Here is a 13,328-nt window from a genome sequence, read left to right as displayed (position 1 = left end):
ACGCACCGCTGCGACGCGACATCTTCTGGGAGAGCCGTGTCATCATGCTGGGCGAGCCCAACCCGGTGCTCGAGATCGCCGCCGACGGCACGATCATCGCGATCTCGAACGTGCGCGTCTGCGACGATCAGGGTCACTGCTTCGAAGACAACCCGTTCACCGACACCCACACCACGGGCCAGCTCACCGGCAGCACGATCACGGTCGACGACATCGTCTACGACCACGGAGCCCAGGCGCGGTTCCTCGCGAACAACCTGGCGTCGCTGGGCCTCTCGGTGCCCGACGGCATCATCTGGGGCGTCGACGGCAGCTTCGAATTCCAGCAGACGTGGGACTTCGTGCGCATCCTGAACGCGTCCAGCCTCAATCTGGTGACGAACATCATCGACGTGGTCAACTCGCTGAACCCGCCCCGCATCGACATCCGCGTGCAGCAGATCCCCGACGCCGCGGTCGTCGCCCAGCCCGAGGCCTCGCCGGGCAGCACGTTCGACTTCGACATCGAGTACACCTTCCCGCCGACCGAGGTGAAGGTGCACAACTCATGCGCGTTCGTGTGCCCGGTGCGTCAGCCGTTCATCCGCCTCGACGACTACATCGAGAACCCGCTGGGCAAGACGTGGATCTTCAACGCGTCGGGTGACATCCTGTCGGGCTCCGGGCATGAGCTCATCCGCACGAACGTCCTCACCCTCGACGCCCCGCGCGGCGACATCGGCCACCAGAGCCCCACGCACGCGAACCCCGACCCGGAGCGCAACCCGATCGAGGTCGAGCTCGTCGACTACATCCACCCCGACGCGGACTTCTGCGACGGTGCCGCGCCGTGCAGGAAGCTGCCTGTCGTCACGGTGGATGCCGGCAAGGACGCGGTCGTCGACCTCACCTACTTCCGCCGCATCGATCCGGCCGTCGTCGCGCTCGGCACTCCGGGCATCATCGTCATCGACCGTGTCCGCGCCGGCGACGACGTCGACGTGGTGCTCAACGACTCGAAGAACGGCGACGGGCAGACGGGTCTCGTGCTCGTCGTCGTCGACCTGTACCACCCGTCGAACCTGTCGACGTACTACGGCTTCACATTCCCGTCGACCTACGCCCCGCTGATCAACGACGGTCTCTCCTACGACCGGGGCCTGTGCGCGGGCGCGTATCCGGGCAACTGCGGCAGCGGTTCGGGATCGTACGAGACGCACTTCCGGCCCGACGTGTCGGACCCGAACCTCGCCCACATCCTCCGCGCGCTCGGCACCGACGTCGACGGCGAGATCGAGTCCACCTACGACTTCAGCGATCTGCGCGCGGGCGACGACATCGACGTCTGCCACGTCACCACCGGCGGCGAGGAGCCCAAGACCTGCTTCACGACGCAGATCGACAGCGCCACGCACACGGTCACCGCCGACACTCCCGACACGACCGTCCACATCGTCGCGCAGGTCGACTCGGCCTGGACCGGCGGAGCCGGCCACGCCGGACCGGTCGACGACCCCGGGATGGCGGTCAACGTCTCGCAGATCTTCCTGCGCACCAACGGGAACATCACCGCGACCGAGATCGAGGGCGACATGCTCGTCGGCCACATCCACTCGACGAACGGCGACGTCATCCTGCACTCGCCGCGGCGGATCCTGGATGCCGACGGCCGGCCGACGATCGACGTCACAGGTGTCAACATCACCATGTACGCCGGCGAGGGCGGCGTGCTCGGAGGCATCGGCGTCCCGAGCAACTGGCTGGAGATCAACACCGCCGTCAACCAGCCGACGGGCATCGGCGGCGGCGTGCTGAAGGCCCATGACACCGCGGCCGCGATCGGCGGCGGCTCGACCGAGGGCATCTTCCTCGACGAGCTCACCGGCGACATGCCGATCTGGGAGATCTTCACCGGCGGCAGCTCGTCGCTCGCGACGGGCAATGTGGGCCTGCGAACCACGGGCGGCAGCATCCTGAACGCGAAGCTCGACCCTGACGAGGACAACGTCCGCGGCGACGCCGTCGACATCGATGCCAACGGCGGCTCGATCGGTCTGACCTCGAAGGACGTCATGGTCGACTCCGGTCGCGCGCCCCCGTTCGCGTGCACCTGGCTCAACTGCGGCGACGACCCGAACTCGCCCTGGAAGTCCGATCCCGCACTGGCCGCGGCCGGCGACGACGTCGGCCTGGAGGCAACCACAGGCATCTACTACACCGAGACCGACGCGTACCTGCGCCTCGTGCTCGCCCACTCTCTCACCGGAGACATCCGGCTCACCGTCCGCGAGTCCGTGCAGCTCGACGAAGACCTGTACCTCGTGGCCGCCGGCACCGCCCGGTTCGCCGAATCGAACACGCGCGGACCGCAGAACGACGCGGACGCCCCGCGCGGCATCCCCCACGGCACGATCTTCGCCGAGCAGGGCTCGGTCGAACTCCGCGTCGGCGATGACATCACGCTCCACCAGAACAGCCAGGTCCTGGCCGATCTCTCGATCGACATGCGCGGCGACTTCGGCAACCTCGACACCGGCGGCGGCGCCGCCGAGTGGGGCACGTCGATGATCCTGCGGGGCCGCATCGTCGCCGACTGCGTCGTGTCCGACGCCGGCGCCGGCGACGACCCGCTCAGCACCTGCACCCCCTCGAGCGTCAACCCGGTACCCGGCCGCCAGACGAACGTCTGGGGCGGCAGCGACGTCGACGTGATCGTGCTCGGCGACCGGTCGGGACTCGACCGGGCACAGACCTCCGATCCCGGGCTCAACAAAGAGCAGTGGGGCGACGACGGCTACATCTTCCTCGGCGCGAGGACGACGGTGCACGGCAACGGCTCGGGTGCCTCGAACACCGCCGACGGCGAAGACATCCTCACGGTCTACTACCTGCAGTCGATGAACGTCGTCACGAGCCCCGCGACCGGCGGCACCGGAGCCGGCCACGTGCTGACGCTCGACGGTCAGGGCGAGAGCGACCACTACGCCGTCCACACCAACGGCAGTCACGGCAACGTGCGCAACTACAACATCCAGGTGCTGGACTCCGGCCCCGCGAATCAGGGTGTCGACGAGCTCGCGGTGTACGGCTTCGACGACCTCGACCCGGCGCACAACACCGGGCTCCGCGCCGACGACATCTGGCTGCTGCGGGCGCTGACCTGCATCGACAACGAATCGCCGTTCGCGGTGACGGCGGTCGGCGGCGCGGCCGTCTGCAGCGCCCCGAGCGACCCCGCCGACCACCCGGCGTACATCGCCCTGCTGGCCGGCAACGAGAGCACCGACGGCGGCATCGGCCTCTACCGCGACCGCACGCAGGGCAACGAGCCGAGCGCGAAGGTGCAGCGCATCACCTACGACCGGGCGCTCAACGGCCGCATCACGGTCTACGGCCTCGGCGGCAACGACGCGTTCTACGTCGACGACACGCAGGCGACGATGACCCTCGACGGCGGCGCCGGCAACGACGCGTTCCAGATCGGGCAGATCTTCGGCACGCAGCGCGACAGCGACCCGGCTCCGGACGGCGGCGCGCTACTCCCGGCCGACACCTTCCCGTCGCTCGTGCCCACGACGCGCGGCTGGCTGAGCCCCGGGACGCACGCGCCGCTGCTGGCCACCGGCGGCACCGGCAACGACCGGTTCGTCGTCTACTCGAACCAGGCCGAGATCCAGCTCAACGGCGACGACGACAACGACCTGTTCATCGTCCGGGCCTTCGCGATCGCCGCAGTGTGCGACACCGACGCCACCGGCGACGGCCTCTGCACGCTCGCGGACGTCACGCTCACGGTGGTGCCCGGCACCGACCTCTTCCCGGTCGACTCCAACAACGACGGGGTCTGCAACGCCGCCGACGCCGACGGCTACACCGGATTCCGCAAGGACAACAACGACGACGGCACCTGCAACAACGCCGACGCGCACACGACCTTCACTCCCACGCCCGGCAACCCGAGCATCGACCTCGACAACACGAAGTGGCTCGACGACGTCATCCCGCTCGACGCGAACGGCGTCGCGGTGCCGGTGATCGGCCTCGGGTTCTCGACCAGCCGGCCGCTCGACATCCGTGCCGGCGGCGGCGAGGACGAGGTGCAGTACAACGTCAACGCTCCGGTCAACGTCGACGGCGGCACCGGGTTCGACAAGCTCGTCATCCTCGGCACCGAGTTCGCCGACGACTTCGCGATCACCGACAAGGCGATCTACGGCGCCGGCCTGAACGTGAAGTACGCCACCATCGAGGTCCTGGAGATCGACGGCCTCGAGGGTGACGACCAGTTCTTCGTCCTCTCCACGGCCTTCGGTGTGGCCTACCGCGTCATCGGCGGCCTGGGCAGCGACCAGATCTCGGTCGCGGGCGACGTGACCGCCGACATCGTCACCCGCGAGCTCGAGGGCCTCTCGGGCGCCGTCGACCACATCGTGCGCTCCGACGACCCGCGCTATGACGGCATCGTCGTCGACGGCGTGCCGTACAACCTCGCGACCGGGAACACCGGCGTCGTCGTCATCAAGGAGCCCGGCACCTCGACCAGTGTGCGCGAGGGGACGACGTCCGGCCCGATCACGCAGACCGCCTACTACACGGTCGAACTCAGCCATGCCCCGCAGCACCAGGTGTACGTGACCGTCTCGGCCGCGGCATCCCCCGATGAGGAGGCGCGCGACACCTTCGACAACCCGACCGGCTACGGGCTCACCGACGGGCCTGCCGACACGATCTGGCTGTGCGTCGACACCTTCCCGTACGGCGACCAGTGCATGAGCGGCGGCGACTTCCAGCGGCACTACATCCGGGGCGGCGTGCTCGTCGACGAAGCCGGCCGTGCGGTGGTGCTGACCTTCGACGGCTCCAACTGGAGCATGCCGCAGCGTGTCTACGTACGGGCCGTCGACGACGGACGCTCCGAGGGCGACCGCACAGTGGTGGTGCAGCACTCCGTGATCGCGCAGAACCCCGGCGTGGATGTCGAGTTCCACGGCGCCGCGGTCCGCCAGGTCAACGTGCGGGTGTACGACGACGACACCCCGGGCGTGTACGTGACCCACGTCGAGCCGGGCACCACGGTCCTCGACGATCGCGGCGTGGTCATCGAAGGGGATGCGGCGACCCAGCGCCTCGATGACGTGCTGGTGCAGCTGGCCAAAGACCCGTGCCCCGCGGCGAACCCGGGCTGCGGCCTCGTGATCACGGTCAAGATCACGATGGATGCCGACAGCCAGCGGATCCTGCAGATCGACGACGCGGCGGCCGAAGCCGCCCTGGGTGCGCGCTGGACGCTCGTCCACGAGGCCGACGGCGGCACCTCATACCTCCTCACGTTCGACCACTCCAACTGGAACATCGCGGTGCGCCTCACGCTGCGGGCCCGCAACAACCCGGTCGCCGGCGACCCGACGACCGCCGTCATCACGTGGGGCCAGGCCGGCGCGACGGACGCCTACCGGTTCCCGAACCTGCGCAGCGGCATCCAGCGCACCGACGTCCTGGTCTACGACGACGAGTCGGCGCAGGTGGTCACGATCCCGACCGGCACCGACACGGTCATCGTGCAAGGCGGCGCGAACGACGAGTACATCATCCGCCTCACCACCAAGCCGACCGCGAACGTGAACGTCGCGATCACGCCCGACGGCCTCGTCGACGTCGTCAAGATCAACGGCGTCGCCGTCACCCCGCTCGACTACGTCGAGATCGGCGGCGACATCCCGTCCCGCCTCTTCCTCGGCAACCTGGGCTTCGCCGGCAGCACGGTCAGCCGCACCAACGGCAGCGACACCGGCAGCTTCATCGACGACGGCATCACCACCGGGATGCGGCTCACGTTCGGTGCCTGCACCGGCGTCTACACCGTCATCGGCGCGGTGTCGGCCGGTTCGTTCCAGGTCAGCCCGGCCCTCAACTGCTCCGGTGCGACAGCAGAGGCCACGACCATCAACGCCCTCACCTTCCGCGGCAAGTGGAGCGGCGCCGTCAGCGGCATCGCGCTGACCCCGGGCGACGACCTCGTGAACCGCTGGCGCATCACGCGGAGCGCCGGCGGCTGGCTGGCCGACGGCTTCCTCGAGGGCCAGTGGGTCAAGGTGTGCGACGGCTTCGGGCGCTGCGCGATCGGCAAGATCCAGAACATCCGCGGCACGAACACCGCGCACGACCAGCAGCTCGAGTTCGGCCTGTCGCTGTGGGGCGACTCGTTCGGCAGCCTCGTCGGCCCGCTCACCGTCACGCGCATCGCGGCGCAGGCCGTCTTCACGACGGCGAACTGGATGACCGACCAGCGCATCGAGCTGCAGGGCGACACCGGGTATTACCAGCCCCTCATCCGGCAGGGCGTGAAGACCTTCCCCGCGACCCAGCACCTGCTGACGCGCCTGCGCGGCCCGCTCGCGGTCGAGGGCGGCGTCACCGGCGCCGACCGGTCGCTCGAGCTCGGCCTCAAGCTTCCGGGCGAGCAGGACGGCCCGCTCTTCGCCATCGCCACCCAGGCGCCGGAGTCGAAGCAGATCGACGTGCTCAACATCTATGGCGACTCCAGCGTGGCGAACAACTGGGGCGCGATGACCTCCACCACGCTGCGCGGCCTCGGCATGGCGAAGGATCTCGACTTCGGCAGCTCGTACGGCGGCACGCAGAACGAGACGTTCGGAGAGCCGCAGATCTTCCCCGGCGGCATCAGCTTCGGCTCGGTGTCGTTCGACGGTACGGGCTACACGACGGATGCCGGCAAGTCGACGATCGAGGTCATCAACCTGTTCCTCGGCTCCGGCAACGACCGCCTCGACGTGCAGGGCACCCTCCAGCCGGACGTGCCGGTGAAGGCGACCGGTGCCGTCACGCTGACGCCGCAGGGCGCGGGCAGCGGCATCCCGGCCGGTACGACGCACCGGCTGACGCGTCCGACCCCGTTCGACTGGAAGGCGCAGGGCTTCCTCGTCGGTCAGACCGTGACGATCACCGAGGGCGGCCGGGTGTCGACCTTCCTCGTCACCGGCTTCGGCGACGACCACCCGGAAGACACGACAGACAGCACGGTGATGTACCTCAAGTTCCTCACCGGAACGCTGCCGGTGGCCGCGACGGCGACCGTCACGGCGGCCGACGTCCCGGTGACGATCACGACGCCGGTGACGATCGCCGGGGGCGCTGCGGGCGGCACCGTGACCCGCTCGAGCGGCAGCTTCGTCGCCGACGGCTTCGTGGTCGGCCAGCTCGTGCGGATCGCCGGAATCGACGGCCAGTGGCGTCTCATGGGCATCTCGGTCGACGGGCGGACGCTCACGCTCGATCGCGGCGATCTGCTGCCGAGCAAGGCTCTGGGATCGCAGAACGTGTTCGTGCCCGGTCCGCACGGCGGCCTCACGACGATCCACGGCGGCGGCAACTCGCCGATGCAGACCGTGTTCGACATGATCCGCACCGCGCCGACGGCCGGGCAGCTCGCGCAGCACCCGGGAGCCGGCCTCGTGCTCACCCGCCAGGACGGTCTGAACTGGGCCTTCAACGGACGGCTGCCGGGCAGCGGCTACTACGCCGGCGACCCGTACCTGCACGCGTTCCAGCACATCCAGCTCGCGGGCGAGACCTTCACCCGGATGATCCTCGGCTTCGCCGACGCGCCCTGCCCGTACATGGACTCCTTCCCGGGCTGCGGCATCGGCTCGGTCATGATCCTGAGCGCTCCGCTCGTCCCGGTCGGCGAGGCGGCGGGCGCCGTGGTGCCGACCGGCCCGGCCGTCGTCTCCACCGACGTGAGCGTCGTCGCTCCGCTGAAGGTCGAGGTGAGCGGCCCGATCGAGGTGCACGCGTCCTCCCTGGTGCGCGCCGGGGGCTGGGCGGGCTTCCGCGCCGGCATGCAGATCAAGATCAGCGGCTTCGGCGGCGCCTTCACGGTCGACGCCATCGACGGCGACACGATGACGCTCAAGGGCGCAGCGCTCGCGCCGAGCATGTTCCTGGATGCCGCGGGCATCGCGCACTGGTACCGCCCGAACCTCACCATCACGGCGTGGGACGCCTCGCGCAGCGGCGGCCTGCTCATCGGCGGCGACATCATCACCGTCTGCAACCGGGCCGCGGACGCGATGCTGTTCAAGATCGCCCAGCAGTCCGACGGCGTCGAGGACGACGCGGTCCGGTGCGACCAGACCCACACCGCCGGCCCGGGCTCGCCGCTCGTGATCTACGGCGACACGTCGCAGGACGGCGTCTGGTACTCGGGCAACCCGGGGGACACCTTCGGCATGGAGTTCGGCCCGAAGCCGTTCGACCCGTTCACCCACATCCCGGACGGGCAGAACGAGGACGACGAGTGGGTCTTCGGGCTCGCCAACCCGTACGACCACGCCGGGAACGACATCATCGACGCGTCGGGACTCTTCGCCGAACTGCCGCCGACGATCCTGCCGACCGTCGGCATCACCGCCTACGGCGGGCTCGGCGACGACCTCATCATCGGCAGCCAGGCCGGAGACCAGCTCGCCGGCGGCTCGGGTGACGACGAGATCCGCGGTCAGCGCGGTGTCGACCACATCTACGGAGACTCCGGCGTCAACGTCGACGTGCTCACCCGCGCTCTCGACATCGCGACCGTCAACCGCAGTCCGTTGCCCTCCGTCACCGGCGCAGGCGTCATCCCGAACGGCACGACGATCATCCCCGCCCCGGGCGGCATCGCCGGCATCGTCGACGACCTGCAGAACGCCGGCGCAGACGTGATCTTCGGCGAGGGCGCTCCGGGCCTCGGCCTCGGCTCGTTCGTCGTGAACGCGAACGGCCAGCCCGAGTGGGCGTACGACGACATCGTCTTCGGCGACCACGGCGTCATCACGCAGGACGTCGCCGACCCGAACGAGCCCGACGCACGGCCGCAGAAGATCCAGACCACCTCGCTCACCGGCGTCCCGGGCGTCTCGGTCGGGGTGCTCGCGATCCGCAGCGTGCGGCTCGACAAGGGCGGAGACGACACCGTGTACGGCGGGCTGGGGCGCGACGTGCTCGTCGGCGGAGCCGGCCACGACCTGATCGACGGCGACGAAGCCGACGACATCCTCTTCGGCGATGCCGTCTGGTTCGACCGCACGCTCGGCGACTGGACGAGCCCGCGGTTCCAGACGCTCTGCGGCACGCTGCTCTACAGCCGCAGCGACATCCCCAACCCGGCCAACCTCTGCAACGGCGCGCCGGTGCCCACCGAGAACAACTCCGGTGTGCTGCTCGTCGACGGCACCCCGCGTCCGTACCGCGACCCCGACGGGGCGCCGTGGTGGGCGGAGTACGACGTGACGCACCTGTTCCACGACGTCGCCTCCGACCGCGGTGACAAGTGGGCGGCGACGTGGGGCAACGACTACCTGGCCGGCGGCGCGGGCAACGACATCGTGCTGGGGCAGCTCGGCGACGACGTCCTGCAGGGCGACGGCGGCATCGAGAGCGCACACCGCCGGTGGATCGACGACGCCCGCGACGCGAGCCACGTCGGCGCCTCGCGCACCCCGCTCGGCTGCTACGACAGCAACCCCGGTGCGGCCGTGGCCATCGTCTGCGACTACACCGGCGTGCTGGTCGTCGTGGCCTCCACCGAGGCGGCGACCGACGGGCAGGACTACCTCGAGGGCAACGCCGGCAACGACGTGGTCTTCGGCGGGCTGGGCCAGGACGACATCCTCGGCGGTTCGAGCGACTTCTTCAGCCTCATCACCCCCGACCAGCGCCCCGACGGCCTCGCCGTCACACCCACGGCGACGCTGCACAACTACACGACGGGCGACGACCGCGGCGCCGACATCCTCTTCGGCGGCGCCGGAGGCCGCATCGGCATCAACGACCAGACGACGGGCGCGGGCAACCTCGCCAGCACACCGGTGACCGGCGGCTCGCTCGCCGACAGCACCGCGCCCGAGAACATGGATGCGCGCGACGCCGACACGATCGTCGGAGACAACGGCCGGGTCGTCCGCATCGTAGGCACGAACCACAACGACGTCAACGGCAACGCGAACGACGGCGACGTCGGCGTGCCGCCGACGAGCGGCGCGAACTACGTGACCTTCGTCTACGACACGTACGGCGGCGCCTCGGCCGGCACACAGCGTCTGGTGGTCCGCGGTGTGCACCTGCTCGACTACACGGTCGGCGGTCCCGACTACCTGCCGCAGAACTTCGGCCTCGGTGCGGGTGCCGACTGCAACGGCTCGCCGACGCAGCCGACGTGCTCCCTCGTGCTCGACACCGCGTCCGGCACCTGGCGCAACACCGCGTTCCCGAACGGGGGCGGCGCGCAGACCGGCGGCCGCGACGAGGTGCACGGCGAGACCGGCGACGACACGGTCTACGGCGGCGCCGACCACGACATCGTCTTCGGCGACGCGCAGAACGACGACATCATCGGCGGCTGGGGCAATGACTGGATCTCGGGGGGCACCGGCTCCGACGGCATCCTCGGTGACGACGGCCGGATCTTCACCAGCCGCAACACGGGCTGCTCCGTCGCCTCGGCGGCGGTCTGCGCCGAGGAGGCTGAGCCGCTCTTCGGCATCCTGAAGCTGCGCACGGTCGACCCCGACACCAAGACGAGCCAGGGCGACGTGCTGGGGGAGTTCATCTACACGCCGGGCCAGGTGCAGACCGCCACGATCAACATCGCGGGCGAGCTGGTCAAGTCGGTCGACCTCACCGTCTACAACCTCGGCCCCGACACCAACCAGAGCCAGCACCACGTCGCGAACCAGCCGACCTACGACGCGAACAACTCCGACGACATCATCTTCGGCGGCTGGGGCGGCGACTGGATCCACGGCGGTTCGGGCGACGACGCGATCAGCGGCGCCGAGGCCATCGGCGTCGGGGGCGCGAGCGGCTTCGCGCAGCACTTCGATTCCGACGGCGACCCGATCGGCCTGGAATACATCGACTTCGCCCACCCGTGGAACCCCGGCGACGTGCTCCACTTCGGCGCCGACACCAACCCGTGGCACGCCAACAACCACAACGAGCTGCGGCTGGGCGAGTTCTACCTCTACAACGAGTACGACCCGCGTCGCACGATCCTCTTCAGTGCCACGGGCGGGGTCTGGGGCTGCACCTCCTACTCGCCGAGCGGCCACACCTGCACCGGAAGCGCACCGATCGCGCAGTTCCCGCACCACTTCTTCCTCAACAACCAGGACCTCACCGGCGACTACTACAAGGGCGCCGACGGCAAGGGCGCGTGCATCGCGGTCGACAACCAGGGCCTGTGCATCAGCTGGAAGACCACCCAGGCGACCGACGGCAACGATGTGATCTTCGGCGACCTGGGCAATGACTGGCTCGTGGGCGGCACCGGGCAGGACACGCTGTGGGGCGGCTGGGGCAACGACCTGCACAACGCCGACGACGACCTCCACTCCGGATGCCTCGCCTCCTTGCCGAACGGCACCTGCACGCAGCCGGGCGACTCGTGGCTCAACGACATCCCGGACGGCGTCAACTCGAGCTTCCAGGACCGGGTGTACGGCGGCGCCGGGCTCGACATCCTCATCGGCAACACCGGTGGCGACCGCCTCATCGACTGGGTCGGCGAGTTCAACAGCTACATCGTGCCCTTCTCACCGTTCGGCATCGCGACGGTCAGCCGCCAGAACGCGCCGCAGCTTCCCGAGTTCCTGTACGCGCTGAGCCGCAGCCAGGGCGTCGACATGACGAGGTGGAGCGACGAGGGCAGCGAGCAGGCGCGCAACGGCGAGCCGTTCGGCGAGCTGGGCCTCATCCGGCAGTCCGACCACGCCCACTGGCAGACGCAGACGGGCGGCCCGACCGACCCGCAGGCCGGCAACATCCCCGGCGGCCGGCGCGACACGGTGCGGGGGGCCGACTTCAACGACGGCTCCATGCAGGGCTTCGCGACCGACTCCGGTGTGTTCACCGTGCAGCAGGGCATCCTCAAGGTGACCGCCGCCGACAGCACCGGCGACGCGCTCGCCGTCTGGTACTCCGACGCTTACCAGAGCGTCTACTACGAACTGTCCGCCAAGATCTCGATGGACAAGCCGGTCGCCGGCTGGAAGGCCGACGCCTACGTCGTCTTCGACTACTTCGGCCCGATGGACTTCAAGTTCGCCGGCATCGATCAGTCGACGAACAAGGTCGTCATCGGCCAGCGAGCATCGTGGGGCTGGGCGGTGCTCGCGCAGGCGTCGGTGCCGGGCGGAGTGAAGGCCGGAACGTTCTACGACCTCAACGTCGTGATCAACGGACTCGTCGTGACGGTCACCGTCAACGGCAAGAACGCCCTCTCCCACACGTTCGCGCCGCGCGTCCTGGGCGGCGAGCAGGTCGCGCTGAACCGGGGACTGGTGGGCTTCGGCTCCGATCAGGCGCGCGGCTGGTTCGACAACATCGCGCTCACCGTGATCGCGGCGGAGATCACGATCGACCGCACCGACTTCTTCGAGGGCAGCGGGCCGACCGCGCAGCAGGCCGTGACCGGAACGTGGACGACGGTCGGCGGACGCCTCCAGGGGACGACGGATGCCACCGGCACCGCGACGGCGCTCCTCGGCATCCCGGCTGCCGGGGGTTCGACCTACGCAGCGGTCGAGCAGTTCGGGCCCGCCGGCTATGTGCAGCTCACGGCGACGCTCCGCGCCGCCGGGATCACCGGCATCCTGTTCGACTGGTACTCGTCGACCGACTACAAGTTCGTCGGCATCGACGTCGGCGGGCAGCGCGTGGTGATCGGCCACGTGGCGAAGGGCGTCCGCACCATCGACCTGGTGATCGCCCGGACGCTGGTGGCCGGCACCGACTACGTGCTCGACCTCGTGCTGAAGGCCACCGTGGTGACCGTCACGCTGAGCGGTCAGGTGCTCGCGTCGCACGCGTACAACTCGCCGCTCACCGACGGCAGGCAGGGCCTGTTCGCCTTCGGCGCCGGCGTGACGGCATCCGCGGCCGACTATCGCCTCCGCACCGACGACCCCCTCTACACCGGGTCTCCGCCCGCGGCCGCGGCCGTACGCATCTCGGATGCGACCGTCACCGAGGGGGCTGCCGGCACGACCAAGACCGTCACGCTCACCGTGACCCGCGACCAGGCCGGATCGGCGCTGTCGGTGGGCTGGAGCGTCGACACCCTCCTCGCGAACGCCGTGACCTGGGGCGTGGACGTCACCGGCGCCACCTCAGGGGTCGTGTCGTTCGCCGCCGGCGCGACGACCGCCACCATCACCTTCACCGTCCGCGGAGACGCGATGAAGGAGTTCGACGAAGCATTCATCGTGACACTGCAGCCCGCACCCGGGGCGAATCTCGCCGATGCGCAGGGGCTGGTCACGATCAAGACCGACGACGGATCGCCCTGA

At 69.6% G+C, this 13,328-nt stretch carries 1 protein-coding gene (running past one end of the window); it reads left to right on the top strand.

The genetic code is table 11. From position 1 onward, the window contains the following. On the top strand, positions 1–13,328 hold the 3' end of the coding sequence (locus ABG085_RS15300; RefSeq protein ID WP_347976590.1) for a hypothetical protein. 18,106 nt of this gene lie to the left of the window's left edge; 13,328 of the gene's 31,434 nt are visible here — the last part of the coding sequence; its start codon lies beyond the left edge, outside the window; it ends in the stop codon at positions 13,326–13,328.

Source organism: Microbacterium sp. ProA8, from assembly GCF_039905635.1.
Classification (GTDB): Bacteria; Actinomycetota; Actinomycetes; order Actinomycetales; family Microbacteriaceae; genus Microbacterium; species Microbacterium chionoecetis.
The sequence above is the reverse complement of the archived record's forward strand: the minus strand, read 5'-3'. Positions and strand labels throughout refer to the sequence as shown.